This is a genomic window from Pseudomonas sp. stari2, assembly GCF_040760005.1.
In the GTDB taxonomy this organism is placed as follows: Bacteria; Pseudomonadota; Gammaproteobacteria; order Pseudomonadales; family Pseudomonadaceae; genus Aquipseudomonas.
In genome coordinates this window covers 1,527,733-1,553,811 of record NZ_CP099760.1, presented here as the reverse complement: position 1 = coordinate 1,553,811, position 26,079 = coordinate 1,527,733, and the positions used below count along the sequence as shown (strand labels likewise).

At 60.7% G+C, this 26,079-nt stretch carries 33 protein-coding genes; 8 read left to right on the top strand and 25 right to left on the bottom strand.

Annotation, left to right across the window (positions count from 1 at the left end; all coding sequences use genetic code 11):
* Positions 1-55 precede the first annotated feature (55 nt).
* From NH234_RS07005 to tsaA, 5 genes are all read left to right on the top strand, one after another.
* Positions 56-529: a GNAT family N-acetyltransferase gene (locus tag NH234_RS07005; protein WP_085729874.1), complete on the top strand. Its 474-nt coding sequence runs from the start codon at positions 56-58 to the stop codon at positions 527-529.
* A gap of 82 nt (positions 530-611) precedes the next feature.
* Complete coding sequence (locus NH234_RS07000; protein ID WP_085729873.1) at positions 612-1,322, top strand: rRNA pseudouridine synthase; 711 nt, start codon at positions 612-614, stop codon at positions 1,320-1,322.
* 73 nt (positions 1,323-1,395) lie between these two features.
* Positions 1,396-1,863, top strand: a complete 468-nt coding sequence (locus NH234_RS06995; protein ID WP_085729872.1) for a DUF1456 family protein — start codon at positions 1,396-1,398, stop codon at positions 1,861-1,863.
* Between the two features lie 127 nt (positions 1,864-1,990).
* Positions 1,991-2,761 carry an SDR family oxidoreductase gene (locus NH234_RS06990; protein WP_085729871.1) on the top strand — a complete coding sequence of 257 codons (771 nt, stop codon included), beginning with the start codon at positions 1,991-1,993 and terminating at the stop codon, positions 2,759-2,761.
* A gap of 59 nt (positions 2,762-2,820) precedes the next feature.
* On the top strand, positions 2,821-3,519 hold the full coding sequence (tsaA, locus tag NH234_RS06985) for a tRNA (N6-threonylcarbamoyladenosine(37)-N6)-methyltransferase TrmO (RefSeq protein ID WP_367256097.1): 699 nt from the start codon (positions 2,821-2,823) through the stop codon (positions 3,517-3,519).
* 69 nt (positions 3,520-3,588) lie between these two features.
* Here tsaA and fpr read toward each other — a convergent pair whose 3' ends face one another.
* A complete protein-coding gene (gene fpr, locus NH234_RS06980; RefSeq protein ID WP_003222277.1) occupies positions 3,589-4,368 on the bottom strand; it encodes a ferredoxin-NADP reductase in 780 nt (259 codons plus the stop codon).
* 144 nt (positions 4,369-4,512) lie between these two features.
* Between fpr and NH234_RS06975 the strand changes: the two genes are divergently transcribed.
* Complete coding sequence (locus NH234_RS06975; protein ID WP_367256095.1) at positions 4,513-5,439, top strand: LysR family transcriptional regulator; 927 nt, start codon at positions 4,513-4,515, stop codon at positions 5,437-5,439.
* On the opposite strand, the gene NH234_RS06970 is transcribed toward NH234_RS06975, so the two are convergent.
* The 3 genes from NH234_RS06970 to NH234_RS06960 all read right to left on the bottom strand — a co-directional run bounded on the left by NH234_RS06970 (position 5,436) and on the right by NH234_RS06960 (position 7,498).
* Positions 5,436-5,798: a diacylglycerol kinase gene (locus tag NH234_RS06970; RefSeq protein ID WP_003222276.1), complete on the bottom strand. Its 363-nt coding sequence runs from the start codon at positions 5,796-5,798 to the stop codon at positions 5,436-5,438. The two genes, NH234_RS06975 and NH234_RS06970, sit on opposite strands and share 4 nt — an antisense overlap.
* Before the next feature lie 75 nt (positions 5,799-5,873).
* Positions 5,874-6,524: a response regulator transcription factor ErdR gene (gene erdR / locus NH234_RS06965; RefSeq protein ID WP_085647827.1), complete on the bottom strand. Its 651-nt coding sequence runs from the start codon at positions 6,522-6,524 to the stop codon at positions 5,874-5,876.
* Between the two features lie 230 nt (positions 6,525-6,754).
* Complete coding sequence (locus tag NH234_RS06960; protein WP_085729868.1) at positions 6,755-7,498, bottom strand: tRNA-uridine aminocarboxypropyltransferase; 744 nt, start codon at positions 7,496-7,498, stop codon at positions 6,755-6,757.
* A gap of 189 nt (positions 7,499-7,687) precedes the next feature.
* On the opposite strand from NH234_RS06960, the gene NH234_RS06955 reads away from it, so the two are divergent.
* Positions 7,688-8,113 carry a PA3611 family quorum-sensing-regulated virulence factor gene (locus NH234_RS06955; RefSeq protein WP_085712902.1) on the top strand — a complete coding sequence of 142 codons (426 nt, stop codon included), beginning with the start codon at positions 7,688-7,690 and terminating at the stop codon, positions 8,111-8,113.
* On the opposite strand, the gene NH234_RS06950 is transcribed toward NH234_RS06955, so the two are convergent.
* Positions 8,114-8,308 (bottom strand): hypothetical protein, encoded by a 195-nt coding sequence (locus NH234_RS06950; RefSeq protein ID WP_085729867.1) that lies wholly within the window; start codon positions 8,306-8,308, stop codon positions 8,114-8,116.
* A gap of 354 nt (positions 8,309-8,662) precedes the next feature.
* On the opposite strand from NH234_RS06950, the gene NH234_RS06945 reads away from it, so the two are divergent.
* On the top strand, positions 8,663-9,781 hold the full coding sequence (locus NH234_RS06945) for a TIGR00730 family Rossman fold protein (RefSeq protein WP_085729866.1): 1,119 nt from the start codon (positions 8,663-8,665) through the stop codon (positions 9,779-9,781).
* Positions 9,782-9,839: 58 nt separating this feature from the next.
* Here the strand turns inward: NH234_RS06945 and recX are convergent, their stop codons facing one another.
* The 20 genes from recX to NH234_RS06845 form a co-directional block, all read right to left on the bottom strand.
* Positions 9,840-10,310 carry a recombination regulator RecX gene (gene recX / locus NH234_RS06940; RefSeq protein WP_085712899.1) on the bottom strand — a complete coding sequence of 157 codons (471 nt, stop codon included), beginning with the start codon at positions 10,308-10,310 and terminating at the stop codon, positions 9,840-9,842.
* Between the two features lie 8 nt (positions 10,311-10,318).
* Positions 10,319-11,377 carry a recombinase RecA gene (gene recA / locus NH234_RS06935; protein WP_085712898.1) on the bottom strand — a complete coding sequence of 353 codons (1,059 nt, stop codon included), beginning with the start codon at positions 11,375-11,377 and terminating at the stop codon, positions 10,319-10,321.
* An 83-nt stretch (positions 11,378-11,460) separates the two neighbouring features.
* Positions 11,461-11,961, bottom strand: coding sequence for a CinA family protein (locus NH234_RS06930; RefSeq protein WP_085729865.1), 501 nt, complete (start codon positions 11,959-11,961; stop codon positions 11,461-11,463).
* A gap of 68 nt (positions 11,962-12,029) precedes the next feature.
* Complete coding sequence (locus tag NH234_RS06925) at positions 12,030-12,548, bottom strand: lysis system i-spanin subunit Rz (RefSeq protein ID WP_367256092.1); 519 nt, start codon at positions 12,546-12,548, stop codon at positions 12,030-12,032.
* Entirely contained in the window at positions 12,527-13,093 is a 567-nt protein-coding gene (locus NH234_RS06920; protein WP_085712895.1) for a glycoside hydrolase family 19 protein, read from the bottom strand. The genes NH234_RS06925 and NH234_RS06920 overlap by 22 nt, the downstream gene beginning before the upstream one ends.
* 114 nt (positions 13,094-13,207) lie before the next feature.
* Positions 13,208-13,654, bottom strand: a complete 447-nt coding sequence (locus NH234_RS06915; RefSeq protein ID WP_367256090.1) for a hypothetical protein — start codon at positions 13,652-13,654, stop codon at positions 13,208-13,210.
* Complete coding sequence (locus NH234_RS06910) at positions 13,655-14,548, bottom strand: phage tail protein (protein ID WP_367256088.1); 894 nt, start codon at positions 14,546-14,548, stop codon at positions 13,655-13,657. It lies immediately after the preceding gene.
* 41 nt (positions 14,549-14,589) lie between these two features.
* Positions 14,590-15,057 (bottom strand): phage tail assembly chaperone, encoded by a 468-nt coding sequence (locus tag NH234_RS06905; protein ID WP_367256087.1) that lies wholly within the window; start codon positions 15,055-15,057, stop codon positions 14,590-14,592.
* Positions 15,057-15,980 (bottom strand): hypothetical protein, encoded by a 924-nt coding sequence (locus tag NH234_RS06900; protein ID WP_367256085.1) that lies wholly within the window; start codon positions 15,978-15,980, stop codon positions 15,057-15,059. The genes NH234_RS06905 and NH234_RS06900 overlap by 1 nt, the downstream gene beginning before the upstream one ends.
* Before the next feature lie 82 nt (positions 15,981-16,062).
* The gene (locus NH234_RS06895) at positions 16,063-16,644 is read right to left on the bottom strand and encodes a tail fiber assembly protein (protein WP_085729856.1); all 582 of its coding nucleotides are present in this window, start codon (positions 16,642-16,644) and stop codon (positions 16,063-16,065) included.
* A gap of 7 nt (positions 16,645-16,651) precedes the next feature.
* Entirely contained in the window at positions 16,652-17,692 is a 1,041-nt protein-coding gene (locus NH234_RS06890) for a phage tail protein (protein ID WP_085729855.1), read from the bottom strand.
* Positions 17,693-17,830: 138 nt separating this feature from the next.
* Positions 17,831-18,220 (bottom strand): phage tail assembly chaperone, encoded by a 390-nt coding sequence (locus tag NH234_RS06885; RefSeq protein ID WP_367256083.1) that lies wholly within the window; start codon positions 18,218-18,220, stop codon positions 17,831-17,833.
* Between the two features lie 2 nt (positions 18,221-18,222).
* On the bottom strand, positions 18,223-19,158 hold the full coding sequence (locus tag NH234_RS06880; RefSeq protein WP_367256082.1) for a hypothetical protein: 936 nt from the start codon (positions 19,156-19,158) through the stop codon (positions 18,223-18,225).
* A 14-nt stretch (positions 19,159-19,172) separates the two neighbouring features.
* Positions 19,173-19,772 (bottom strand): YmfQ family protein, encoded by a 600-nt coding sequence (locus tag NH234_RS06875; RefSeq protein WP_367256080.1) that lies wholly within the window; start codon positions 19,770-19,772, stop codon positions 19,173-19,175.
* Positions 19,760-20,806, bottom strand: a complete 1,047-nt coding sequence (locus NH234_RS06870) for a baseplate J/gp47 family protein (RefSeq protein ID WP_085729852.1) — start codon at positions 20,804-20,806, stop codon at positions 19,760-19,762. The genes NH234_RS06875 and NH234_RS06870 overlap by 13 nt, the downstream gene beginning before the upstream one ends.
* Positions 20,796-21,194 (bottom strand): phage GP46 family protein, encoded by a 399-nt coding sequence (locus NH234_RS06865; RefSeq protein ID WP_085729851.1) that lies wholly within the window; start codon positions 21,192-21,194, stop codon positions 20,796-20,798. The genes NH234_RS06870 and NH234_RS06865 overlap by 11 nt, the downstream gene beginning before the upstream one ends.
* Positions 21,194-21,703 (bottom strand): phage baseplate assembly protein V, encoded by a 510-nt coding sequence (locus NH234_RS06860; protein WP_367256078.1) that lies wholly within the window; start codon positions 21,701-21,703, stop codon positions 21,194-21,196. Before NH234_RS06860 ends, NH234_RS06865 begins: the two co-directional genes overlap by 1 nt.
* A 29-nt stretch (positions 21,704-21,732) precedes the next feature.
* Positions 21,733-22,776 (bottom strand): phage baseplate assembly protein, encoded by a 1,044-nt coding sequence (locus NH234_RS06855; RefSeq protein ID WP_085729849.1) that lies wholly within the window; start codon positions 22,774-22,776, stop codon positions 21,733-21,735.
* 3 nt (positions 22,777-22,779) lie between these two features.
* A complete protein-coding gene (locus NH234_RS06850) occupies positions 22,780-24,015 on the bottom strand; it encodes a DNA circularization protein (protein ID WP_085729848.1) in 1,236 nt (411 codons plus the stop codon).
* Positions 24,002-25,987: a hypothetical protein gene (locus NH234_RS06845; RefSeq protein WP_367256076.1), complete on the bottom strand. Its 1,986-nt coding sequence runs from the start codon at positions 25,985-25,987 to the stop codon at positions 24,002-24,004. The genes NH234_RS06850 and NH234_RS06845 overlap by 14 nt, the downstream gene beginning before the upstream one ends.
* Between the last annotated feature and the right edge of the window lie 92 nt (positions 25,988-26,079).

Sequence of the window (26,079 nt, the reverse complement as noted above, 5' to 3'; positions counted from 1 at the left end):
GCTATCGTTTGTGGTGGGAAGGAGTCCCTCATCCATGACAAAGAGGCTATCGGGCATGCGCCACCATTCGGTCATTCACACGCCGAAACTCAGCGACTATCAAGAACTGACCCGGGTCTGGGAGGCCTCGGTTCGCGCAACCCATGATTTTCTTCCGGACAGCTATATCGAGCTGTTGCGCAATCTGGTGCTGACCCGCTACCTCGATGCGGTGATGCTGATCTGCACCAAGGACACCCACCAACGCATCACCGGGTTTGCCGGCGTGGCGGCGGGCAAAATCGAAATGCTGTTCATCGACCCCGAGCATCGTGGCCAAGGCCTGGGCAAAAAGTTGCTCAATTATGCGATGCAGCACTTGAACGCCGATGAACTGGACGTCAACGAGCAGAACCCGCAGGCCCTGGGTTTTTACTTCAAGCAGGGGTTCGAGGTGATCGGCCGCTCGGAAGTCGATGGCATGGGCCAGCCGTATCCGCTGCTGCACATGCGTCTGAAACAGCCGGAACAGCGCGCCGTACGCGGCTAAAAGCCACACGGTACAAATGCAATCGCGATTAACCGGCGCCAGGCAGGTACAATGCCCACCCCTTTTTTGTTACGGCCCTGTCATGACTGACCCGATTCGCCTCTCCAAACGCCTCATCGAACTGGTCGGTTGCTCCCGCCGGGAGGCCGAGCTGTTCATCGAGGGCGGCTGGGTCACCGTGGACGGCGAAGTCATCGACGAGCCGCAGTTCAAGGTCGGCGACCAGAAAGTCGAGCTCGACAAGGACGCCAAGGCCACCGCGCCGGAGCCGGTGACCATTCTGCTCAACGTGCCGGCCGGTATGGATGTCGACACCGCGATGCAGTCGCTGAGCGCCGACACCCTCAGCGAAGAACACCGCTACGGCAAGCGTCCGCTGCGCGGGCACTTCCTGCGCCTGACCGCCAGCGCCGACCTGCAACCCAAGGCCAGCGGGCTGCTGGTGTTCACCCAGGACTGGAAGGTGCTGCGCAAGCTCACCGCCGACGCAGCGAAGATCGAGCAGGAATACGTGGTCGAAGTCGAAGGCGAAATGGTCGCCCACGGCCTCAATCGCCTGCAGCACGGCCTCACCCACAAGGGCAAGGAGCTGCCGCCGGTCAAGGCCAGCTGGCAGAACGAAAACCGCCTGCGCTTCGCCATGAAGAACCCGCAGCCGGGGATCATCGCCCAGCTCTGCGAAGCGGTCGGGCTGAAGGTCGTCGGCATCCGCCGTATCCGCATCGGCGGCGTATCGATCGGCAAGGTGCCGGCCGGCCAATGGCGTTACCTGTCCGGCAAAGAGAAGTTCTAAGGCCTCCGTTGCCGCCACACATTCCGGCATCGCGCCTGCGCGGTGCCCACAGCGAACGATCAGGATTGCAAACATGGTTCATAACGACGTATTGCGCAGCGTGCGCTACATGCTCGACATCAGCGACAAGAAAGTCGTCGAAATCATCAAACTCGGCGGCATGGACGTCACGTTGGCTGATGTCGTGACGTATCTCGACAAGAAAGAAGAAGACGAAGAAGGTTTCGTGCGCTGCCCGGACGAAGTCATCGCGCACTTCCTCGACGGTCTGGTGATCTTCAAGCGCGGCAAGGACGAAAGCCGTCCGCCGCAGCCGATCGAAGTGCCGGTGACCAACAACATCATTCTGAAAAAACTGCGCGTGGCCTTCGAACTGAAAGAAGACGACATGCACGCGATCCTCAAGTCTGCAGATTTCCCGGTATCCAAGCCTGAGCTGAGCGCACTTTTCCGCAAGGTCGGCCACACCAATTACCGCCCGTGCGGCGACCAGTTGCTGCGCAATTTCCTCAAGGGCCTGACGCTGCGCATTCGCGGCTGATCCTTGAAAAAACGGCGACTTCGGTCGCCGTTTTCATGCATGGTCCTCCATTCCCTCGAAAAATAGTGGCTCCGCTTTTCGCGGCCGGCGACTAGGGTGTACTGAACCCTAGCCCTCAGGATTCGCCATGCACCCGTATTTCTCCCTGCAAGGCCGCACCGCCCTGGTGACCGGCGGCACCCGTGGTATCGGCAAAATGATCGCCAAGGCCTATGTCGAGGCCGGCGCCCGTGTCTACGTCTGCTCCCGTGACGCTGAAGCCTGCCATCAGACCGCTGAAGAACTCGGTGCCCTGGGCACTTGTCAGGGCGTGGCGGCGAATCTGGCGACCGAAGAAGGTGTAAAAGAACTGGCGGCCCGGCTGGGCGAACAGATCACCCATCTGGACATTCTGGTGAACAACGCCGGCACGACCTGGGGCGCGCCGCTGGAGAGCTACCCGGTCAAGGGCTGGGAGAAAGTCATGCAGCTCAACGTGACTTCGGTGTTCAGTTGCATCCAGCAATTCCTGCCGCTGCTGCGCAAGGCTGGCTCGGCAGCGAATCCGGCGCGGATCATCAACATCGGCTCGGTGGCGGGGATCTCGTCCTTCGGTGAACAGGCCTACGCCTATGGGCCGAGCAAAGCGGCGCTGCATCAATTGTCACGAATCCTCGCCCGGGAACTGGTGAGCCAGCACATCAACGTCAACGTCATCGCGCCGGGCCGCTTTCCGAGCAAGATGACCCGGCACATCGGCAACGACCAGCAGGCACTGGCCGAAGACACTGCGCTGATCCCGATGAAACGCTGGGGCCGCGAGGAAGAAATGGCGGCGCTGGCGATCAGCCTGGCGAGTACCGCCGGGGCCTACATGACCGGCAACATCATTCCGCTGGATGGCGGGTTCAGTCTTTAGGTCGGCGACGCGGCCGGACGGGTTATCATGCCCGCCCTGCTCCGTTTCGAATGCAAACCATGACTTACAGCGTCTCCCCCATCGGCTTCGTCCGCTCCTGCTTCAAGGAGAAGTTCGCCATCCCGCGCCAGCCGCAACTGGCCCCCGCCGCCCGTGGCGTGCTGGAACTGGTGGCGCCGTTCGATCAGGGCGATGCGGTGCAGGGACTGGAGCAGGTCAGTCATGTCTGGCTGTTGTTCCTGTTCCATCAGGCGCTGGAAGAAAAGCCGCGACTCAAAGTCCGCCCTCCGCGCCTGGGCGGCAACAAGTCCATGGGGGTGTTCGCTACTCGCGCCACTCACCGGCCAAACGGCATCGGTCAGTCGGTGGTGAAGCTGGACAAGGTCGAGGCCAATCGCTTGTTCATCTCCGGCATCGATCTGCTGGATGGCACGCCGATTCTCGACATCAAACCCTACGTGCCCTACGCCGATATCATCGCTGACGCCTCCAACAGCATCGCCAGTGCCGCGCCGCAACTGATCGACGTGCAGTGGACGGACGCGGCGCTGCAACAGGCGCACACGCACGCTCAGCGCCTTGCCGAACCTTTGGTCGAGCTGATTGAGCAATGCCTGGCCCAGGATCCGCGTCCGGCCTATCAGACGCCCGCGCCCGAGCGCGAATACGGCGCGCAGTTCTGGGATCTGGATGTGCGCTGGCATTACCCGACACCGGAGCAAATCCGCGTCCTGGAAGTCATCCCCGCCGAAGCATGATCCCCGGAAACGAAAAAAGCCCGTGTTGCCTTTTAAGGCAACGCGGGCTTTTCTTTGGCGTCGTCGGGATTACTTCTCGACGAATGCGCGCTCGATCAGGTAATCACCCGGCTCGCGCATCCGCGCCGAGATCTTCAGGCCGAAGCTGTCGAGTACTTCGCTGGTCTCGTCGAGCATGCTTGGGCTGCCGCAGATCATCGCGCGGTCGTCCTGCGGATTGATCGGTGGCAGGCCGATGTCGCTGAATAGCTTCCCGCTGCGCATCAGGTCGGTCAGACGGCCCTGATTCTCGAACGGTTCGCGGGTCACGGTCGGGTAGTAGATCAGCTTGTCACGCAGCGCCTCGCCGAAGAATTCGTTCTGCGGCAGGTGCTCGGTGATGAATTCGCGGTAGGCGACTTCGTTGACGTAACGAACACCGTGAACCAGGATCACTTTCTCGAAGCGCTCGTAGGTTTCCGGGTCCTGGATCACGCTCATGAACGGCGCCAGACCGGTGCCGGTGCTCAGCAGGTACAGGTGCTTGCCCGGGTTCAGGTCGTCCAGAACGAGGGTACCGGTAGGCTTCTTCGAGATGATGATCTCGTCGCCTTCCTTCAGGTGCTGCAGCTGGGAGGTCAGCGGGCCATCAGGTACCTTGATGCTGAAGAACTCGAGATGCTCTTCCCAGTTCGGGCTGGCGATCGAGTAAGCGCGCATAAGCGGGCGGCCGTTTGGCTGTTGCAGGCCGATCATCACGAACTGACCGTTCTCAAAGCGCAGGCCCGGATCGCGGGTGCACTTGAAGCTGAACAGAGTGTCGTTCCAGTGATGAACACTGAGGACACGCTCGTGGTTCATGTTGCTCATGTACGTGGGACTCCTGGAGATTGATCCGCGCTTGCCCGGCCCGCGTTGAAGGATGCCGACGGTGCGCAATTGCATCGCATTCTAATAGCACCGACAATATCTGTTAACTGGATTATTAAGATAAGGGTTATCGGTTATATCGATATGCGATTTACTCTTCGTCAACTGCAAGTCTTCGTCGCCGTCGCCCAACAGGAAAGCGTGTCCCGTGCTGCGGGGCTGCTCAACCTGTCGCAGTCGGCCGCCAGCACTTCCATCACCGAACTGGAGCGCCAGTCCAGCTGCCAGCTGTTCGACCGCGCCGGCAAACGCCTGAGCCTCAACGCCCTCGGCAAACAATTGTTGCCGCAAGCGGTGGCCCTGCTCGATCAGGCCAAGGAAATCGAAGACCTGCTCAACGGCAAATCCGGTTTCGGCTCGCTGTCGGTGGGCGCCACCCTGACCATCGGCAATTACCTGGCCACTCTGTTGATCGGCGGCTTCATGCAACGCCATCCGGAAAGCCAGGTGAAGCTGCACGTGCAGAACACTGCCAATATCGTGCAACAAGTGGCGCATTACGAAATTGATCTGGGTCTAATCGAAGGTGATTGCAGCCACCCGGACATCGAAGTGCAGAGCTGGGTCGAGGATGAACTGGTGGTGTTCTGCGCCCCGCAGCATCCCTTGGCCAAACGCGGCAGCGCGACCATGGAAGAGTTGACCTACGAAGCGTGGATTCTGCGTGAACAAGGCTCCGGCACCCGCCTGACCTTCGATCAGGCCATGCGTCACCATCGCAGTGCGTTGAACATTCGTCTGGAACTGGAACACACCGAAGCGATCAAGCGCGCCGTGGAATCAGGTTTGGGGATTGGCTGTATTTCGCGTCTGGCGCTGCGTGACGCCTTCCGGCGCGGCAGCCTGGTGCCGGTGGAGACGCCGGATCTGGACCTGGCGCGGCAGTTCTATTTCATCTGGCATAAGCAGAAGTATCAGACCTCCGCCATGCGCGAGTTTCTCGATCTGTGCCGCGCCTTCACCGCCGGGGTCCAGCGCAGCGACGAGATCGTCCTGCCGACAATCGCTTAAAGCAGAATCACCGCCCACACCAGGGCAATCATGCTCAGTGCCACGAATTGCGCGGCGCTGCCCATGTCCTTGGCGTTCTTGGACAGCGGGTGCAGTTCCAGGGAGATGCGGTCAATGGCCGCCTCCACCGCAGAATTCAGCAGCTCGACGATCAGCGCCAGCAGGCACACGGCAATCAACAACGCCTGCTCGACACGGCTGACATTCAGGAAAAACGTCAGTGGAATCAACACCACGTTAAGCAATACCAGCTGACGGAACGCCGCTTCGCCGGTGAAGGCTGCGCGCAGGCCGTCCAGCGAGTAACCGGAAGCGTTGAGGATGCGTTTCAGGCCCGTCTGGCCCTTGAAAGGTGACATAAAGTAAACAACCGACCAAAAAGAAGTGGGGAAGCTAGTTCAACGAAAGTCAAAAAAGCGTGAAGACGCTAGCCTTTACTGGCTTGGAATTGACTCAAGTTGTTGCAAGAGTAAAGCCGCCTGGGTGCGAGTCCGCACGTTCAGCTTGCGAAAGATCGCCGTGACGTGGGCCTTGATGGTCGCTTCCGACACACTCAACTCATAGGCAATCTGCTTGTTGAGCAGGCCTTCACAGACCATGGTCAACACCCGGAACTGCTGGGGTGTCAGGCTCGCCAGACCATCGCTGGCGGCTTTGGCTTCATCCGAAACGCTGACCGCTTCGAACGCCTGCGGCGGCCAGAACACGTCGCCGTCCAGTACTTTGCGCACGGCTTCCTGAATCACGCTCAAGTCGCTCGACTTGGGAATGAAACCGCTGGCACCGAACTCCCGCGACTTGACCATCACCGAAGCTTCTTCCTGCGCCGAAACCATCACCACCGGAATCTGCGGGTACTGACCGCGCAGCATCACCAGCCCGGAAAACCCGAAGGCGCCCGGCATGTTCAGGTCCAGCAGCACCAGATCCCAGTCGGCCTTCTCGGTCAGCCGCGCCTCCAGCTCGGCGATGCTCGCCACCTCCACCATTCGTACATCCGGACCAAGGCCCATCGTCACCGCTTGATGCAGTGCGCTACGAAAAAGAGGGTGATCATCGGCAATCAGGATGTCGTATGTGGCCATTTTTCAAATGATCCTGTTTTTGATGGCAGACCCGATGCATTCGGGGCTCACCAAGGCAAATCAAGATGCCGGCGCTTGTGCAGCGGCATCCACAGGGGCACGTTCAACGCCAATCACGGACAAAAAACGGCGCTTCAAACCTTGGCCGCACCCCAATCGGCGCCAAGCATGCCCAGCGAAGCCGGGGTGGTCAAGCAACACGGCCACTGCTTTAGCAGTATGGGCCAGGATCAGGCCGGCACCGGCTGCGGGTTGGCTATAAAAGGCAGCAACTCGGCATGGGCCGGTGTCGACACATTCACCTCAAGCTGCTGCTTGGCGCCCAGGTAATGCTGGCTGAACACATCGAAATAGGCGTCCAGCGCCGAGGCGGCATCCGTATCGCCCGCCAGTTCCAGGCACAGCGCCGCCACTTCAGCGGTGCACAGGTGCTCGCTGCGGGTCGAACGGCGCAGGCGATAACGCGACAGTTTGTCGGGTAGCAGACTGAGGATCGGCAGGCGATCGAAATACGGGCTTTTACGGAAGATCTTGCGCGCCTCGGTCCAGGTCGCGTCCAGCAGAATGAACAGCGGACGCTTGCTGCTGTCGAGTTCCACGGTGTTGGTGACCCGCGAAGGCTCGACGTACTCGCCCGGGAACACCAGATACGGCTGCCATTGCGGGTCGTTCAGCAGCGCCAGCAGTTGTTCGTCCGGTTCGGTCCGCGACCAGATGAAGGCGTGATTGTCCCGCACGATGTCGGCGATCAGCCAACCGGTGTTGCTTGGTTTAAACACTTCCTTGCCGGTCATGATCAGGCAGACGCCGGATCGGGTGTCGACAGTCGGGCGCCAGGCGCATAGACAATGGCTGATGATCACCCGGCAGTCGCGGCAACGCTCGGAGCGAAAACCACGGGCCTGAATCGGCTTGATGCCCTCGTCCTCGCGCTGATCGCGCAGGCGGGCCACGGCGTTGGGGGCATGGTTCATTGCGGGCGACGCCGACTGACAGGAAAACTCGACACGAACAACTCTCGGCAAGGCAATAAAGGCCGGCAGTTTATCAGAGCAGCGAGCACAAGCCTGTACCCTCCCGACCGGCTCCCCTATAATTCGCCGCCACTGAACGCACAGCCCCGGGGCTGGTCGAACCACCAGTCACTGAATCAGGAGAGTTTCATGCTGCGCCTTATCGTTCCTACCGCGGCCATTGCGCTGGCGTTGTCCTTCAGCGCACAGGCTGCGTCCCTGAAAGAGCAGAACCTGAACAAAGAGCTGCAAAACGTCGCCGCACAAAGCAGCGTCGGTACACCACGGGCGATCAACGAAGACATCCTCGATCAGGGTTACACCGTTGAAGGCACCACGCTGATCAACCACCTGAGCGTCCAGGCAAGCCATGCCGAGAAGATGCGCGCCGACCCCAAGGCCGTGTATTTCCAGCTGGGTGCTTCGGTCTGCAACAACCCGTCGTACCGCAAGTTGATGGCCAAGGGTGCCGTCATGCGCTATGACTTCAGCGAAGTGAAGACCAACCGGGCGATCGGTTCGGCCAGTTATCAGGAATCGGATTGCCCGAAAGCGGGCCCGGCGAAGAAAAAGTAATTAGCGAGAAGTGGCGCGCCGCTGTTCATCCTCGGCGCGCAGTTCGGCCAGCAAGGCCTGCAGATAGCGCGAGCGGCGCTCCCCTCCCGAAAGACGTCGGCAGCACTCCTCTTCGAGACTGACATGATTGGTCTCGGCCGATGCCTTTAACATTCGATACAGCTGCGTATCGATCTCCAGAATGACTCTGGTCATGTGTCCCGCCTCCTTGCCACCCGCAAATCCTTGAATCGCGTGCACCTTGCGTACGGTCGTTGACGCAAAGTTGTCGTACGGCGCCTTTAACTTAGTAAATCAGAGCATTTTGCCCTCGGCGCGCCATCGGACGAGCGGTGAAAGCACTTCGCAAAATGACAATAAGCAGTTGCCAGGCAAGACTTTGTGGCGCAATGCTCAATGAGCGAGAAATGCTTTGAGGGTCTAGATTCAAAGTATTCCCGATCATTTTATCAACGGCAGGAAAGGAGCTGCCGGACGTTTGTTTTTCTTGCAGCGCGGCACTGACGCCGCACGTCAGGGCCGAAGGCTCTGTGCAGAAGGAGAAGTTGCATGCCTTACCAACCGAATGACCTGCTCAGCCGTCATTTTCAGGAAAGCGGCCACGACCTCATCAGCAAGGTCGAAGAACAACTCAACCTGGTTTCCCCCAACAGTCCGAACACACCCATCTACCGCGACATGATCCTGACCGTGCTGCGGATGGCCCAGGAAGATCACAACCGCTGGAACGCCAAGATCACCCTGCAGACCCTGCGTGAACTGGAACAGGCGTTTCGAACGCTCGAACAGTTCAAGGGGCGGCGCAAGGTCACGGTGTTCGGCTCGGCACGTACACCGGTAGAGCATCCACTGTATGCCCTCGCCCGGGAACTTGGTGCCTCACTGGCCCGCTCGAACATGATGGTCATCACCGGTGCCGGCGGTGGAATCATGGCCGCTGCCCATGAAGGGGCCGGTCGCGACAACAGCCTGGGGTTCAACATCACCCTGCCCTTCGAACAACATGCCAACCCCACCGTGGACGGCACGGGAAACCTGCTGCGCTTCCACTTTTTCTTCACGCGCAAGCTTTTCTTCGTCAAGGAAGCGGATGCACTGGTGCTCTGCCCCGGCGGCTTCGGCACCCTGGACGAAGCACTGGAAGTACTGACACTGATCCAGACCGGCAAGAGCCCGCTGGTGCCGGTGGTGCTACTGGACGCGCCGGGCGGCACGTTCTGGCAAGGAGCGCTGGACTTCATCCGCCAACAACTGGAGGACAACCGTTACATCCTGCCAACCGACCTGAAGTTGATGCGCCTGGTCTACAGCGTTGAGGAGGCGGTGGAGCAGATCAATCAGTTCTACGGCAACTTCCACTCCAGTCGCTGGCTCAAACAGCAATTCGTGATACGCATGAATCACAGGCTCAGCGATCCGGCACTCGCTCATCTGCACAAGGCCTTCGCCGATCTGTGTCTGAGCGACGGGTTCCATCAACACGCCTACAGCGGCGAAGAACACGACGAAGTTCAATTCAGCCATCTGACGCGACTGGCCTTTGCTTTCAATGCCCGGGACCACGGGCGCCTGCGAGAGCTGGTGGACTTCATCAACTTGCCGGAAAACTGGGCCCAGTCAAGGCCACAAACAACACAACCCTCCCGTGAACCGTCAAAGGTAATCTGAAGGCAAAAAAAAACGGCCCGCTATCAAAATAGCGGGCCGTTCGTTTTGCTCACATCGGTTAATCGTCCATCCCTCTGCCGCTGAACAAGCGGTTGATCATCTCCATCGAGAACCCCCGATACGCCAGAAACCGGCCTTGTCTGGCTCGCTCCTTGGCGTCGGCGGGAAGCTGGCCGGAGAATTTCCGTTGCCACGTGTCTGTCAGCTGCTCTTGCCAGTTGATACCGCTCTCACGCAAGGCAAGTTCGATATCGGCACGCTGCAGGCCTCGCTGGCTCAGTTCTTCACGAATCCGTAACGGGCCATAACCTGAGCGGGCGCGATAAGAAACAAAGCTTTCCAGATAACGGGCTTCGGAAAGCAGCCCTTCTTCCGTCAATCGGTCGAGGGCTGTTTCGATCATTTCGGGTGGAGCGCCGCGCTGGCGCAGTTTACGCGTCAGCTCGACTCGACCGTGCTCGCGACGTGCGAGCAGATCCATTGCGGTTCGCCGCACCGCGACGAGGGTATCGAGTACGGCGGTTGTCATCGGTGCAATCAGATGTCAGCGTCAGCCAGGTCGTCTTCGGTCTCTGTGACCGCAGAGGCCTTGGAGTCAGCGATCACGGCTGGCGACAGCAGTTTGTCACGCAGTTGCTTCTCGAGCTTCGCCGCGACTTCCGGGTTGTCTGCCAGGAACTTGGCCGAGTTGGCCTTGCCCTGACCGATCTTGGTGCCTTCGTAGGCATACCAGGCGCCGGACTTCTCGACGAAACCGTGCAGCACGCCCAGGTCGATCATCTCGCCGTTCAGGTAGATACCCTTGCCGTAGAGAATCTGGAACTCGGCCTGACGGAACGGCGAAGCCACCTTGTTTTTCACAACCTTGACACGGGTTTCGCTGCCGACCACTTCGTCGCCTTCCTTCACCGCGCCGGTACGGCGGATGTCGAGACGAACCGACGCGTAGAACTTCAGCGCGTTACCACCGGTGGTGGTTTCCGGGCTACCGAACATCACGCCGATCTTCATGCGGATCTGGTTGATGAAGATCACCAGGCAGTTGGCGTTCTTGATGTTACCGGTGATCTTACGCAGCGCCTGGGACATCAGGCGGGCTTGCAGGCCCACGTGCATGTCACCCATTTCGCCTTCGATTTCAGCCTTCGGCACCAGTGCCGCCACGGAGTCGACGATGATCACGTCAACGGCGTTGGAGCGCACCAGCATGTCGGTGATTTCCAGGGCCTGTTCGCCGGTGTCCGGCTGGGACACCAGCAGGTCGTCGACGTTGACGCCCAGTTTGCCGGCGTACTCAGGGTCGAGGGCGTGTTCGGCGTCGACGAATGCGCAGGTCGCGCCGGCCTTCTGGGCCTGGGCGATCACGGACAGCGTCAGTGTGGTTTTACCGGAAGATTCAGGACCGTAGATTTCAACAATACGGCCTTTTGGCAGACCGCCGATGCCGAGCGCGATGTCCAGACCCAGAGAGCCAGTGGAAATGGCCGGGATCGCTTGACGATCCTGATCGCCCATACGCATTACGGCACCCTTGCCGAATTGACGTTCGATCTGACCCAGGGCCGCAGCCAAGGCTTTCTTCTTGTTGTCGTCCATTAAAGTCCTCACGTAATCAATAAGGCCTGACGGCCAACACCTGTATAAGTAGACAGTATTATTCCACAGCGTTCGCGGATCGCCTACCCCTGATTTTCGATTTCTCGTGCCGCTAGTCGCAGCAACCCCTCTAGCGCGGCCTTCACCGTTTGTCGGCGGACTTCATCGCGATTGCCGGGGAAGTGCTGCACTTCGCTGGAAACCGCATCCCCCACGCCCCAGGCCAGCCACACCGTGCCCACCGGTTTGTTCGGCGAGCCGCCGTCCGGCCCGGCGATACCACTGACCGCCACGGCGAACCGCGCACGGCTGTGTTTCTGTGCACCGCGCACCATCGCCTCGACCACCTCGCGACTGACAGCGCCCACCGTCCCGAACAGTTCGGCGGGCACGTTCAGTTGCTGGGTTTTCTGTCGGTTGGAGTAGGTCACATAACCGGCCTCGAACCATGCCGAACTCCCCGGAATCCGGGTAATCGCTTCGGCAATCCCGCCACCGGTACAGGACTCGGCGGTGGTGACGTGGGCGTTAAGCAATTGCAGGCGTCGGCCAAGTTCGGCCGCCAGTTGGGTGATTTCTTTCACGGCGCGCTCCGGATCGGATGGAATGCGTACCACCGTACACGAGCCGGTTGCGCTTTCAATACACAGACTCATTCAAAATGTGCAGGCGCCAGCGCTCTGATATAGGCCTGACAGGCCTGCAGGGCAATCAGTCCGCGATCGCCTTCACCGGTGATGGCGACAATTCGTTGAGCATGCGCCGGGTCAAGTCGGGCGCGTACGGTTGCATGATCCACGCCGCCGGTGCCGGAGGCGGCTGGCACACCGCAGCCTTGGGCAGCGTCGCCTGCGTCGATGAGGACTGACAGGCGCAGATCAGCAGTGGCAAGGCGATCGCGCAGGCGATCCTGATCACGTTGGGCATCGCTGAGTGCTCGATAATGGGTTTGTTCACTGGCCGCGAGCCGTTGCTCCAGGGCCATACGCTTATCCTGCTCGGCCTGTTGCGCCGTGGCAGCAGCCTGAGTTAGTTGATTGAGAGTTTCGGCATGCTGTCGGGCCTGCTCGGCCAGTTGGCGGCCGTAGCGCCAGTCCTGGAATTGCCAGGCCAGCGTGGCAGCCCCCAGGACCAGCAATACAACACCGGTTACACGCCAGGAGATGGACATAACACCGCCCTCGCCCGCGCCCAGATATCCAGGCGATCCTGCAAGCCGTTCAACCCGCCGTTGATTCGACGGGTGATGGTGTTGAACTGATCGCGATCCGCCAGTTCGTTCAAACCGTTCTGCTCCCAGAACCACGCGGCGGACTCCGCCGCCCACTGTGGTTGCTCGAGCAATTCGGGTAACGACAGCAGACGCTCATCGCCAAACAGCCCGAGACTGCACTGGCGATAGTTGGTGCGGCCGGTGATCTGGATCAGACCGCGACCGCGATACTTCTGCCCGTCACCATCGGCTTCCGGCGTATTGCCCAGGCGCAGGGCCAGCGTCCCCGTGTCGTACTTGCTCAGATACTGGTTGTCGCCCAGTTCGCGCACGTAGCGCAATTGCCCGGACTCATGGCCGACCTGAGCGAGAAACGCAGCGACGCGCTTGGGCGTATCGATGCGATGACGCGCCATGGCGTCGTTGAGCGGTGAAACAAAAACGCCCGCTTGGGAGCGGGCGTTGGGCATGATGTTGCTGAGGTTGTTTTCTGTGATTTGCATAATGCTTGATCCTCCCTGGATGTGCTGCGATTGAATCATGACTGGAGACCAGGGCCTGCCAGCCATTTCTTTCCGGAGTTTTCCACGCCAGCATCCTTGTGAAATACAGAGGACTCAAAGTGCCGTTGCCAACCAGCGCGGCGCCACCGGACGATGCTCGCTGAACGGGAAAAACGAAGCCTGTGGCCAGTCCCGCAGCGCGCGCCGAAACGCTTGCAGCTCGGCATATTGCTCGGTGGTCAGCGTGGTGCCCCCGCCGTCCTCCAGCTCATCGCGGTCGCGGGCCACCAGGCCATCGGTGGCTGCCAGTTGTGCGGTTCGCCAATTGCGCTCGGTTTCGCCCGCCTGTTCTGCCGAAGGAGGCGGCGGATCGACCAGTATCGGATAACCGGTTTGCGCATCCACACCGATGACTTTCGCAGTGACCGCCAGTTGATGGAGCAATGAAATCCAGTAGGCCTTGGGAATTTCGATGACGTCGTCCGGAATGTCCGACGAATTGATTCCCGGCACATAAACCCCTCGGGTACGTGCACTGAATAAAACGTTGAAATCGTTCATTTAATAGCCCTTGGCAAAATAAAATACGGTCCAGCCAGCCGTGACCTGGTTGAGCGCGTTGCGTACTTTCAAGCGAACGCCTTGTTTGGTGGCCGAGCCGCCGATAACAATGACCATGGCGCCGTCACCGCCAACATGAGTGGCGACACACGAGAAAAACGCATTCGGGAAGGAAATCGGGAAACTGACCCACATTTCACCATTGGCATCGGTAGTACCGAATCCCCATTGATCAATGTTTCCACTGGCGTGTTTCTGGTATCCAGGGTTACCAGACCAGCCGGAAAACAGCGCGGCATATTTCAGACTGGCCGTGCCGTAAACAGTCCAGATACCGTTCTCTTTGACAACGTTGGCACTCTCGCCACTGTTCATCACAATCGAACTCAGATAAGCGCCTTGCGGGCTTATCTGCGTACTGCCCATGCAGGCAATGGTGATCGCTGCGTTGCTGCGACAGTGAAAGCCGATCGTCGCGCCGTTGGGCACACTGAGGATGTCCGGCAGGGTCACGGTGTATGACGAATTGCCACCCAGGCCGATTGAACATCCGAAATCCGCAGCCGTCAGTTGCGTGGCCGCAGACACACTGCGCGCGCTGGCATAGTTGCCAAGTGCTCGCTGAACAAACTCGGACGTCGCCGCCGAACGACTGACATCGAATGGCGCAGCGGTCTGGAACAGTTGAGAACCGCGAAGAGCACCCAACAATTGAGTATTTGACGCCTCACTCGGCGTCAGGCCGCCCGCACGCACAACACCAAGAATTTCCTGCGTGACACCATTGCCCCAGCTCGCCGGGATCAATGAACCCGGCGAGCCTTTGAGCGGGTCTTCATCGACAAACTGTCCGTTCACCAGACCTGCGCTGGGAACACTATTGGGATAGTCCAAGGCTTATCTCCTTATCTGAAAACATGGATTGCGTGATGGCATCAGCCAATCGGGCCGGCCAGCCACTGCGGCGCTGATGGCCGAGAAACGGATGACGGGAATGCGCCGGAATCGGGCCAGTCGCGCAATGCCTGACGGTACTCGAGCAGCTCCAGGTAGTGCTGGGCCTTGAGCGTTGTCCCACGCCCCAGCTCCTGCTCATCGCGATGGCGGGTGACCCGCCATTCGGTGGCTGCGAGAGCCGACTGACGCCAGGTGCGCTCTACTGCCAGAGGCTCGTTGTCCTCGACCATGGGGGGCTTGTCGACAACGGGACTTTGCGGTTCGTACACAGGCTCGATAGCGGGAGCTATCTCATCCATCGACGCGCCGATTTCGACGTTCACGCCATCGGGCACTTGCACCATCGCAGCGACAAAAGCCGGCGCAAACAGTTGCTCGATCGCGTAGTCACCGGTGTCGATCACTTCGACCGCGACACCGTTTTCAATACGTGCATAACGGGCCATCACTCGTACTCCCAGATTTCACAGAAGGCATTGCCGCCGGCGCCACTTACGATTGACGCAGTAGCATGAACCGAGCAGGAGCCACTGCCACCCGAACCTCGAACACCCGCATTACCAACGGTGTTTGACCCGCTGAAAGGGCCACCGCCGTCGAACGGACTCGGAGCTCCGCAACCCGACAGCAATCCCCAATTGGCATTGCTCATTCCAAAACCTCCGGTGATACCGCGAGCGCTGCAGAGATTGCCCCCAGTCAGCAACCCACCTACCCCGCCCTGAATGAATCCTGACGAAGTGCCTGTGACCACGATCCCCAGTTTCTGCCCGCCACCGCCGCCCGAAACACTCATGTAGCTACCAAAGGACGCTCCGCCGCCCGCAAGGCCCGTGGTGTTGCTGACGGCGCCCCCGGCGCCCAACGAAACCGGTACGCCGGCGAGCATTTGTGCGGTGACGTCATACAGGCTTTCCGCATACGCGCCGGACCCGCCACCACCGCCGAGGATTTGGGTACCCGCCGGAACAGGTTCACATCCGCCCCCCGAACCACCTGCGCCCACCAACCGCACACGAATCCGTCTGGCTCTCGGGTTTGGCTTGTAAACCGTGATCCCGACCGTCTCGATCTGTCGGACCGCCAGCAGTCGACCGACCGCATCGGTGATGCCGTAACCGGCCAGGGTGGTCGGGGTGTTCTTCAGTTTGGTGAAGTCGACCAGCGCACCGATGGCCGTGGCCAGCTGATTGGTCTTGCTCTCGTCCGGCGTCAGCCCGGCCGCCTTGATGGCGTTGAGAATTTCTTGCGTGACACTGTTGCCCCAGGCGGCGGGGATCAACGACCCGGGCGTGCCGGCAACGGGGTTTTCATCGATAAAACCACCGTCGACCAGGCCGACGCCGGGGATGCTTTTTGGATAGTCCACGTCTGCACTTCCGAGGTTCTACAGGCAGCCGGATGCCGGCAGCAATCGTCCGCCTGTGAGATTGATAAGGGGGTAGGTTCAGTCAGGCAGCAGGCGAAACAACCACTTTGGCCGGCGCTACAGGCCAGTCGATCGTCAACGGATAATCCGTTTGCAACTCAATCTGGGCCAGCTTGACGGTGTAGCGTTTCCACGCCTGCAGAGCGGTCAACTGTTCGTTGGAAGCTTCGCCCAACTCATAGGCGTATTGCAGCGGTGCGACACGAATGACCACTTCACGCAGGCGATTGTCACGCTCGACGTCAGCCTCGGCGACTTTACCCGCGCGCTCCGCCGCGACATCCAGGACCCAGTCATCGGTGCCCCAGACGTAAAATTCGCTCGGACGCGGTTTGAGCGTCAGGTACTCGGGCAACGGGCCCAGTTCGTTCCAGTAGAAAAAGTTGCCGTTGTCTTTGCGATAGACCGGTCGGTTGCGCAAATCGATCAGTTGCAACGCCGCTCCGTCACGCCACACCCAGACATGACCCGACTCGGCCGGTGGCAAAACCTCGGGCAACTCGATAGCGTTGCCCGGAAGAACGACACCCATGCCCGGGATGACCGGCAACTCGACCGGGCCGTTCAATTCCTGCGTTCTTTCATTCACATAGTAATAAGCCATATGCACCTCAAATAAGTTTCAATCGACCGGGGTACGCAACGTTTCTGGGACGGGTCATCCCCCAGAAGCCACTCGATAGAGGCTCCGCAACCGCGGCAGTGCTGTAGTAGACCAGCCCCCCGAACGTTGTCGGATCAACTCCGATCGTCGAAATGTCGCCGATCCCATGAATGGCCGGAGCGTATCCGTTATCACCGGTTATGTTGGTGCCGCTTTGCCAAGAGCCGGCCACTCGCCCGGTATCGATGTTGCGTTGTTCATCAAGCACCCGGATGAATTCGCCCCGAACCTCCGGCCCGCGGAATGTCTTGATGCCGTCACCACTGCTCCAGCCGCCAGCACGACTGGCTTCTGCACGCAGCATTCCGGATTGAACGGCGTGATCCCACAACCAGGGCCATTCGGCGCGCAGGAATTCCCGACCGTTCAAGGCGCCATAACCGCCGGGGTTCAAGGTGGTCGAGCTTTCGAACACAATCCGCCCCAAAGGCGTCGCATCGAAGCGCCCAACCGGCCACCAGTTACCCGAACCATCACTGCGCAGATGCCACCAGTCACCCGCGCCCACCAGCACCAGAAACGGATAACCGCTGGCGGACAAATGCGTGTGAAACCTTATGCGGTCGTTACCGGCGGCCTGAACCACCAATCGGTTGGCACTGTTGTCGGTACGACGGACGATCACATCCCGTACTCCCGCCAGCGTACTCACTGCCGGCAAGGTAATGGTGGTATCAGCCGTATTGGCGCTGATCAGCACGAGCCCAAGCTCATCGGCGATCAACGCTTTCGAGGCAGACACCTCCGTCACCCGCGAGGTCATGGGACTGGCCAGGCTAAGAAGCTTCTTGAAAGCCGAGAGCAACTGATCGTTGATGCCTTCGGCCGGCGTCATGCCGGCCGCTTTGATCACCCCCAGCAACTCTTCGGTGACACTGTTGCCCCACACCGCCGGAATCAGCGAGCCCGGCGTTCCCGCCACCGGGTTTTCATCGACGAAGCGGCCATCGACCAGGCCTATGCTGGGGACACTTTTTGGATAGTCCACTGTTTGTATCCTTGAGTTAGAAACTGATAGTCCGGCGACGGGACTTTGGATTGCGCCCCCCCCCCAAAAAAAACGCCTGCGGAGGGCAGGCGTCAGATATGAGGTGAACTCATGATTGTTCCTGGCCTGCATTGCTCATCAAGACAGTCGTGCAAGCCACTTCGGTGGCTGAGGGCGCGCCGAGTCGTCCAGGGTTGCGCTGCTGGCAGGAAGATCGCGCAGGGCCTGGCGATAAGCCTGCAGTTTCGAGAATTGCTTGCTGCTCAGCGAGGGTTGCGCCCCGACATCCAGTTCGTCGCGATGACGGGTCACCAGCCAGTCAGTGCCCGTGAGTTCTTTCGTGCGCCATTGACGCTGTGCCTCGGCTTGCACGTCCGATGCGGCATCCACCTGCGGCGGCGCGCTGAAACGCTCGTTGTCGTACAGCCAGCCTGTGGAAACCGGGAGGCCGACCGGCACCGCAATGCCGCAATCGACATCGCCCGTCACCAGCGCCGTCACCTCTCCATTTTCGATAATGGCCTTCATCCTCAAACCTCCCATCTGACGCGAGCGTTTATCCGGCCCGAAGTGGTCAGGTTCTGTGACCACGCAGTGATCGCCACACGCGCCGTGTAACGATCAGTGAAGCCTCCCTCAGGCATGATCTGGACACCGCCGAAGTTGACCCCGATTTCCTCACTGATCACGCCATAGTCAGTTTTGACGTTGTCATCAAAATCGCTGATCCCAGCCATGTACGCACGAGGTTTGCGTGCCCAGTTCAAGGCAACTGAGTAGTTGCCATTGGCACCGGACCAGACACCGATCGCCTCCAACCGGGCCTTGTTCGCCAGCAGCGTGAGCTTGGGTAAAGTCCCGGCACCGGCGGTCACCACTCTGGCCACCAACATGTCGATGCAGGTGGAGTCGAAACCACCGCCACTGCTGCCGGTTCCCGCTTTCATCGCCGCAGGGATCACATCGGTATCGAGGCCTTTTTGCGTGTAACAGACCAGCGCGCCGTTGCGTACCTGCATCCGCAGAAAATAGGTGCTGTTGATATCCAGCACGGGCGAAGCCCACGCGGAGGTGAGCAACCCGCGCGGCCGGGCTGTCATGCCGGCGCTGACTTCCTCGCAGAGGCTGACCAGCACACCGCCCGGCACCGACACGGTGCCGCCAGCGGAAGCGCTCGCGGCACTGACCGCAATACGTCCGTCGGCCGTGGCCACGGTTGGAAACGCCAGCGCGGCGAACGGCAGCGCATCCTGTGACAGAACACTCTTGAGCGACTTGAGCAGTTGGTCCGACTCACTTTCCGAGGGCACCAGCCCCGCCGCGCGGATCACGTTCAGCAATTCCTCGGTCACGCCGTTTCCCCAGGTTGCGGGAATCAGCGAACCCGGCGTTCCGGTCAACGGGTTTTCATCGACAAAACGTCCGTCCACCAGCCCGGAGCTGGGCACACTTCTCGGGTAATCCATCCCGTCACTCCTTCCTAGTCATAGTTGATATGCACCTTGGTATGCGCCGGCGCCGCCCGATGAATCAGGCACTCGAGCGCCGAGCCCGGATTCACGCCGAAGCGCTCGCCCCAGTAACTCGCGCCGAAACGCCGGCCGAGCAGCAAGCGGCCGCCGGTGTTCAGCGTCCACATGAACTGCGCTTCCCAGGTGCCCCAATGCGCCGCACCGAAGCGCGAGCGGCCCATTCGCGGGGCTTCGAGTTCGGTGATGGTGGCGTTGGGATAACCCTGGCTTTTGGCGATTTCCAGGTAATAGCCGACGGCCTGGCTGCCGACCGCGAGCAAGCGGCGGCGCACGGCGAGGCGACGGTCGTCAAACAGCGGTGTGGCGCCGAGGCACGGGTCGGGCAGGTTCATCACCTGTTCCCAGTCCGGCACCAGTTCGCTGACGCCGGCCGGGTCCATCTCGTTGAGCAGGTCGGCGGCGCGGGCGTCGAGGCGCGCCAGTTCGACGGCGACGCCCTGCAGCACTTCATCAAGTTCCGGCACCCGCTCCGGGTCCCACGCCGGGCCGCTGGGCAGCAGTGCGCGAAGCTGCGCCTGATATTGCGCGGCGGATCTTATGCCCCCCATACGCAACCTCCGAAGGTGAGCAGTTCGCTTTGACCGGCAGGCACGTCAGCGGTCGGCGCGGTCAAGGTGTGATCGTACTCACCGCCGGCGCTGCTGATGGCTTCGCGGATATGGCTGATCAGCAACGGCACACCCAAATCGGCTTCACGGTTGTGCAGGTCGCGCAGCTGCGCTTCAACGGCGGCGCGCACGGCGGTGGTGTCCGGGTTGACGCTCTTGAAGCGGTACACCACCGGCACTTGAATCGGTCGCTGCACATGCACTTCCGCCGTCACCGGTCGCAGCGGTTCGATGTAGTTCTGGACTTCCGCCAGTTGCTCGTCGTTGGGCACCGGTTGCGGATCTTCATCACGCATGATGAACACCGTCACGGTGCCCGGCCCGAGCAGACCGCCCCGGCACCAGGCGCGAGTAACACCCGGCACTTCCAGCGCCCAGGTTTCATAGTCGCTGGCTGAACCGCCATGGGGGATGACGCGATAGGAACGGATCACCCGCGAACGCAGCGACTCCAGACTCTCCCGCGCCACGCCGCCGCTCAGGCCCGGCGCCAGCACCACGAAACTGTTGCCGACCACGCCGGCAACCGGTTGCACCGGGGTCAGCGCCAGTCCGGCGTCGGCGTTGCCGAGGCTGCCGGCCTCCAGCGCCGCGATGGTGGTGGTGTTACTGCCATTGACGGTGGTGCGCGCGGTGGTGACTTTGTAGGTACGGCCATCGCTCGATTGCAGCAGCGTATCGACGTCCAGAACCGCACCCGCAGTGGCAGTAAAACTGACGCTGCCGGTGGCGACTTGCGCCGGTTTGCGCGGCTGGTTAAGGCGCAGCGCGGCGATGCGTTCCAGAGTCGATTCGTCGGCGGTGTCGGGCAGGATCTGCTCGGCAATCCAGTCAAGGTAGCCATACAGACCGTAAGCGGCACCACCGACGGTGCGGGCCAGGACTTGCGCATCGGACTGGCGCAGCGAATCGCCGGCCAGGTCGCTTTGGGTGCGCTTGATCAGCACCGGCAGCGAAGGGGTTTCAAACGGCATAGATCACCTGCCAACTGTTATCGGGGTTGATGTCCAGGCGTTCGCCGTCGGCCAGGGTCAGGACCGTACGCAGGTTCAGGCGCTGGGCGTCGAGGCGTTCGCTGATGATGTCGATGGCGCTGCAATGCCCGTCGTCGATCAGCCATTGCAGGGCTTCGCGGGCATAGAACTCGGCGTCCATCTGGGTCTGCCGGGTCAGCTTGACCCGGCGCAGCAGCCACAGCCGCGAGCCGATGCGGTCATCGGCCACGGTTGGAAAGGTGTCGCCCCACCAGCCGTAACGCTCCTCGTCGTCGAGGGCATCGTCGTCGGCCGCACGGCGCCAGGTGAACAGGCTGATCAGCACCGCACGGGTCAGCGCGGCGTGAAGGTTCTGACTGAAGAGCATCACTGACCTCCCGCCGGCACACCGGTCTGGCCGCTGCCGCCCTGCACGCCGCCATGTACGTGCTTGATCTGGCTGACGCCAGCGGCCACCTGATCACCTTGGGAAACGATCTTGCCGGTCTGGTTGATCAGCGGTGTGTCGAAGTTCACGGCGGTGCTGGCGCGAATGTTGAGGGTGGAGGTTTCGATGTCGATGATCCGCCCGCGCTTGAAGTGAATCTTGTCGCCTTCGTCGGTGTAGATCGCCACTTCGCCGGCCGCCAGCGATTGCAGGCGATAACGGCGGTCAGCGACCACCAGCGCGATGGCGTGGGAACGGTCGCCGCCGAGGAACGTGACGACACCCTCGGCGCCGGCCAGCGGATGGCTGGTGAAACCGTAGGGTTCGAAGTGCTCCATGTCGTCGTTCACTTCACCGGCGGTGAGGCGCATTTGCAGCGATTGCAACTTGGAGGTCGAACTGGCGAGCACGACAGTGCCGCGCGCCAGCAGGCGTGTCAGTAGGCTCATAGGGTTTTCCTTGGAGGACGGTGTCGGGCTCAGGTCTTTTTCGGGGGCGTCGGGTTCGCGTCGAAGGTATGCGGCGGCGCCACTTGCAGGGTGGTCACCGAACCTTGCGCCGACAGCGAATACGTCACCTTGGAAATCAGCATGTCTTCATCGAAGCCAAGCACCGGATCCTTGACCCGCACCAAAGTGTTGTGACGCCACAGATCACCGTTGGACTGACGCCAGCCCTGTACCTGATAGGTAGTGGTCAGCGCACGGCCCATGCGCGTCGCGCTCTCCCATTGGGCCCGTTGCTGGGCCAGTTCGAACGTCAGTTGCGAGCCTTCGTTGATGATCGTGGTACGTCGGCGTTTGAAGCTCAGGTCGGCCGCCGTCGATTCCACTTCGCTGGACGCCGCCCCGCTTTTCTTGTCGTTGCCCTTCTGCTGGCCGATCACCCGGTATTCGGAAAACACCTGGCTGAAATCCATCGGCGCATTGGCCGAGAGAATGTTCTTGCCCAGCTCCAGTGCATCGCTGGCGCGGCCGCCACTGCCGGGTCTGGCGAGTACCAGCCGGCCTTCGGCGTCATCGGTGGAAAACACCCGGTACAGGGAGAGCAAACGGTCGATCGACTGAAACGCCGTTTCACCCGGCACGATCGTGTGTTTGCTCAGGCGTGCAGTCTCGGGAATTTCATTGACCACCATCAACGCGTACTCCATGGCCAGAGCCTGGACGATGTTCAACAGTGACTGATCCTGCCATTGGCCAGGGTTGTTTCGCGCCGCACAATCCACCAGATCCTGAGTCTTGGAGCTGCCCTCGATGCTCAGGCTGATCTGCCGCCCGTCATAGCTGATCGGGGCCTTGAACACATAACCGGTGAGCACCAGGTCCTTGCCGATCCGCACTTCGCACGGGTCTCCGGCCTTGATCCGCTGATCCACCGTCTGCCCCGGCCATTGCCAGGTGATGTCGAGTTTGAAGGTGCGGAACTGGCGCTCCAGGTCCGCGGTGATCTGCACGCTTTTCCAGCCGCCGTATTCCATGTCGCCGACGGTCAGCGTCACGCGGTTGTCAGTCTCGCTCATGGCTCACTCCCCGGAGACTTTCACTTCGTTGGGTGAATACCCCGGATGAGACAGACCGTTGCGCTGAATGACCTCGGTCACCCGAGTGGCATCGCCAAACTGCTTGTAGGCCACGACCACTGCCGGGAAAGTTTCCTGGAAGGTTTTGCTGACCAGGCGCACACCGGACGAAGCCACTGCCTTGAGGTGCGCGATCAGCGCTTCCTTCACATCGGCGATGGCCTGGTAATGCGCGGGGTCGGCCTTGTCCTGGGCCTGGGAAAGCGCTTCGGTCAACTCTTTTTGCAGTGCCTGCAGATCATCGGTGACCGGCACTTCCTGACGGGTGATCGGTTGCTTCGATTGCTGATCCAGCGAAGGTGTCGAGTTCAATTTCACCGGCTTCGACGCCACTGGCATCGAGGCAACCCATTGCGCCACTTTGACGATCAGGGTGTCCTGCACCAGGTTGGCCATCGCTTGCGCGGCGGCGTTGGTGTCCTTGCCGGTGGTGATTTTCGGTGCGTCGGCCTTGCGGATGGCTTCGAGTTGTTGGGACACGTCGGCAATCACGCCACGGTAGCCCTCCTTCGCGAACTCCTTCAGCTCTTTGATATCGCCGAGCAAGCCCTTGAACTCCGCTGCCACTTCCTTGGGCAGTTCCTTGACGGCCCTGACCAGTTCGGTGATCTGCTTGTATTGCGCGATCAGCGGTTTGAGCTGTTCCTTGATCACGTCGTAGACGCCGGTGAGGCTGTTGCGCAGATTGGTGATACCGATCCGTGCCGCCTTGATCAGGGTCATCGCCTGTTCGAAGCGTGCCACCGCCGAGCCGAGCAAACCGTCGGCCTTGATCAGCAGGACTTTTTGCGTGCTGACCGTCGCCGTCGGAAACGGCAGCGGCCGGTCCGGGTAGAACTTCAGGGTGAAGGTCACCATCCCGCCGTCCTGGCGGGTGTGGGTCATGTCGCACTCGCCGACCTTGACCTGCAAGCGGCCCAGCCACGGGTGCACCAGTTCGCCGCTGCCCTGCTCCAGGGCCTGGAGCAGCTTGTCGCGCTGCTCCAGGCAATCGGCACCGATGATGAACGCCGTCAGGTCGTGAGTCTTGGCCTGCTGGCCGAGATCCTCGAAAAACGGCAGGTCCCGTTGCGGATACTCATGCAACTGCCCCTTGCGACCGACCGGGGTTTTCGCCTGGTCGATCCAGAAGCCGACACCGCGAAAGGATGCCGGCAACAAACGATCACGCCAGTTCATTGGAACCTCCCATGGACAGCGAGCGATAGCCGATGCGCGAACTGAGCGCCAGCCCCGGTTGATTGGTTTGCGGTTGATCGGTGCGCAGCCCCGCCGGTGCATTTTCGAAGCGAACCGTCAGGCCACCTTCGAGTTGCGTGCGGTTGTTGGCGGCGCTTTGCTGGATCAGGGCGCTGGAGGATTGCGGCAACGGACTGGCCATTGCTGACGAACCGGAAGCGGCCGCCGGGGATTGCCCGGTGATCGTCGCCACAACGCCGGAAAAATTGCCATTGAGCAATTCCCGGATCGGTGCGACGACACTTTGCAGTTTTGCCCACAGTTCGCTGAACCACCCGAGGATCGGCTCCCAGGCTTGCTTGATCGACTCCATCGGCGATTGACTGAACAATGTGCCGAAGGCGTTCGCGACCGCTAGTGCATCCGTGGTCAACGATGCCCACAAACCGGAAAAGTAACCCTTCAAACCATCCCACTGCGCCATCGCCGATTCCATCGGCGAGAAGTTGAACAGGTTCTGGAACTCGCTTTTCAGCGTCAACGCACTCGCCCGCAACACATCCCAGAGCGCGGAAAAGACCTCACCCAGCGGGTGCCAGTTACTTTGAATCAGCGCAAACGGCGACCATGAAAACGTTGATTTCAGTTGCTCCCACCCGGCTGAAGCGGTGGCTTTCATGTTGTCCAGCACACCGGTGAACATCCCCAGAGCCGAACCCCACACGCCGGAAAATCTCTCCGCCAGCGAGCCATCGAATGTTGCCTTGAGCGTGGCCCAACCGGTGGTTGCGCTGGTGGCTGCACGGTTCCAGAATCCGCTGAACACCGTTTGCGTGGAATCCCAGACTTCGCCCAGTTTCGCCTTGGGCGATGTGTACAGATTGGTCTTCAGTGCTTCCATGCCAGTCGCAGCTTTGGCCGCCGCGCTGTCCCAGAATTCGCTGAACACCGTTTGAGTCGCACCCCAGACCTCGGCCAGTTTCGCCTTCGGCGAGGTGTACAGATTGGCCTTCAGTGCCTCCAGACCGGCAACGCTACCGGCGACTGCGTCGTTCCAGTAATCCTTGATGACCACGCCAGCGGAATCCCACAGCTCGCCCATCTTCGCCCCGAATGCATCCAGGCGTGCGGATGCGCCCTCTGCAAGACGACTGGCACCGGCAACGGCGTCAGCCTTCATTTCTTCCCACTTCTGTTTGGCCGAGGCTTGCATCGAGTCGAATTTCAGCCGCGCGTCCGTTGCCATCTCGTCCCAGCCTTTCTGAACCTTGTCGATACCGCGATGGGTTGCATCGCTGACCGACTGCCAGGTCTCGCTGAAGAATCCGCTGATGGACGCCCAGTTATCGGTAATCAGTCGCGCGCCAATCACGATCAGCGCTACCGCCGCCGCAATGGCCGCCGCAATCAGGCCAATCGGTGACGTCAGGATCCCCAGCACCGCGACGAGCCCCATCGCACCGACTGTCATGACCGTGAAGGCCACCGCCGCTGCCGCCAGTCCCTCGACGAGGTACGGGTTATTCGCAACGAACTGACCAACCGAAGTGATCACTGGCGTCAGCGCCGTGACGATGCCGTTGACGGCCGGCAACAGCGCCTGACCGATATTCAGCGAAATCTTGTCCAGCGCCTCGTTGAATTTCTCGAGGTTGGCCGAGGTCTCGCCGTGGACAACCTTGGGGACTTTCAGCCCCTTGTTCGCCCGGGCTTTTTTCGCCAGCGCATCCTGCGCCTCGATGGCTTTCTTGATGCCGTCCTGGAACGGCTTGAGCAGGCCACCTTCGGAGATGAATCCGGCGACATCCAGCGGCTCGAGACCGCTTTCTTCCATGCTTTTCTTGAATGCTGCGACCTTGCCGCGCAGCCCCTTCATCTCGGCCTCCATTTTCTCGGCGCCCTTGAGCACCACGAGCATGTTGACCGTGACGGGGAAGTTCTGCGGGATCAGGCTCAATTGTGTATTAGCCATCACTGCACCTGCTGCATCGCATTGATCCGTTGCGCGTGCTCCAGCGATTCGCGAAGCACATCCAGTGGCCTGGCCATCATCTGTTCGGGGTC

Excerpts from the sequence above, each read along its gene's own strand:
- NH234_RS06845 (WP_367256076.1), bottom strand. The coding sequence starts at position 25,987 with ATGGCTAATACACAATTGAGCCTGATCCCGCAGAACTTCCCCGTCACG.
- NH234_RS06945 (WP_085729866.1), top strand. The coding sequence starts at position 8,663 with ATGCCTTACCAACCGAATGACCTGCTCAGCCGTCATTTTCAGGAAAGC.
- NH234_RS07005 (WP_085729874.1), top strand. The coding sequence starts at position 56 with ATGCGCCACCATTCGGTCATTCACACGCCGAAACTCAGCGACTATCAA.
- NH234_RS06885 (WP_367256083.1), bottom strand. The coding sequence starts at position 18,220 with ATGAAGGCCATTATCGAAAATGGAGAGGTGACGGCGCTGGTGACGGGC.
- NH234_RS06955 (WP_085712902.1), top strand. The coding sequence starts at position 7,688 with ATGCTGCGCCTTATCGTTCCTACCGCGGCCATTGCGCTGGCGTTGTCC.
- tsaA (WP_367256097.1), top strand. The coding sequence starts at position 2,821 with ATGACTTACAGCGTCTCCCCCATCGGCTTCGTCCGCTCCTGCTTCAAG.
- NH234_RS06860 (WP_367256078.1), bottom strand. The coding sequence starts at position 21,703 with ATGAGCCTACTGACACGCCTGCTGGCGCGCGGCACTGTCGTGCTCGCC.
- NH234_RS06865 (WP_085729851.1), bottom strand. The coding sequence starts at position 21,194 with ATGCTCTTCAGTCAGAACCTTCACGCCGCGCTGACCCGTGCGGTGCTG.
- erdR (WP_085647827.1), bottom strand. The coding sequence starts at position 6,524 with ATGGCCACATACGACATCCTGATTGCCGATGATCACCCTCTTTTTCGT.
- NH234_RS06960 (WP_085729868.1), bottom strand. The coding sequence starts at position 7,498 with ATGAACCATGCCCCCAACGCCGTGGCCCGCCTGCGCGATCAGCGCGAG.
- NH234_RS06925 (WP_367256092.1), bottom strand. The coding sequence starts at position 12,548 with ATGTCCATCTCCTGGCGTGTAACCGGTGTTGTATTGCTGGTCCTGGGG.
- NH234_RS06880 (WP_367256082.1), bottom strand. The coding sequence starts at position 19,158 with ATGGATTACCCGAGAAGTGTGCCCAGCTCCGGGCTGGTGGACGGACGT.
- NH234_RS06920 (WP_085712895.1), bottom strand. The coding sequence starts at position 13,093 with ATGCAAATCACAGAAAACAACCTCAGCAACATCATGCCCAACGCCCGC.
- recA (WP_085712898.1), bottom strand. The coding sequence starts at position 11,377 with ATGGACGACAACAAGAAGAAAGCCTTGGCTGCGGCCCTGGGTCAGATC.
- NH234_RS06915 (WP_367256090.1), bottom strand. The coding sequence starts at position 13,654 with ATGAACGATTTCAACGTTTTATTCAGTGCACGTACCCGAGGGGTTTAT.
- NH234_RS06850 (WP_085729848.1), bottom strand. The coding sequence starts at position 24,015 with ATGAACTGGCGTGATCGTTTGTTGCCGGCATCCTTTCGCGGTGTCGGC.
- fpr (WP_003222277.1), bottom strand. The coding sequence starts at position 4,368 with ATGAGCAACATGAACCACGAGCGTGTCCTCAGTGTTCATCACTGGAAC.
- recX (WP_085712899.1), bottom strand. The coding sequence starts at position 10,310 with ATGACAACCGCCGTACTCGATACCCTCGTCGCGGTGCGGCGAACCGCA.
- NH234_RS06990 (WP_085729871.1), top strand. The coding sequence starts at position 1,991 with ATGCACCCGTATTTCTCCCTGCAAGGCCGCACCGCCCTGGTGACCGGC.
- NH234_RS06895 (WP_085729856.1), bottom strand. The coding sequence starts at position 16,644 with ATGGCTTATTACTATGTGAATGAAAGAACGCAGGAATTGAACGGCCCG.
- NH234_RS06905 (WP_367256087.1), bottom strand. The coding sequence starts at position 15,057 with ATGGCCCGTTATGCACGTATTGAAAACGGTGTCGCGGTCGAAGTGATC.
- NH234_RS06855 (WP_085729849.1), bottom strand. The coding sequence starts at position 22,776 with ATGAGCGAGACTGACAACCGCGTGACGCTGACCGTCGGCGACATGGAA.
- NH234_RS06970 (WP_003222276.1), bottom strand. The coding sequence starts at position 5,798 with ATGTCACCTTTCAAGGGCCAGACGGGCCTGAAACGCATCCTCAACGCT.
- NH234_RS06975 (WP_367256095.1), top strand. The coding sequence starts at position 4,513 with ATGCGATTTACTCTTCGTCAACTGCAAGTCTTCGTCGCCGTCGCCCAA.
- NH234_RS06950 (WP_085729867.1), bottom strand. The coding sequence starts at position 8,308 with ATGACCAGAGTCATTCTGGAGATCGATACGCAGCTGTATCGAATGTTA.
- NH234_RS07000 (WP_085729873.1), top strand. The coding sequence starts at position 612 with ATGACTGACCCGATTCGCCTCTCCAAACGCCTCATCGAACTGGTCGGT.
- NH234_RS06875 (WP_367256080.1), bottom strand. The coding sequence starts at position 19,772 with ATGGGGGGCATAAGATCCGCCGCGCAATATCAGGCGCAGCTTCGCGCA.
- NH234_RS06870 (WP_085729852.1), bottom strand. The coding sequence starts at position 20,806 with ATGCCGTTTGAAACCCCTTCGCTGCCGGTGCTGATCAAGCGCACCCAA.
- NH234_RS06995 (WP_085729872.1), top strand. The coding sequence starts at position 1,396 with ATGGTTCATAACGACGTATTGCGCAGCGTGCGCTACATGCTCGACATC.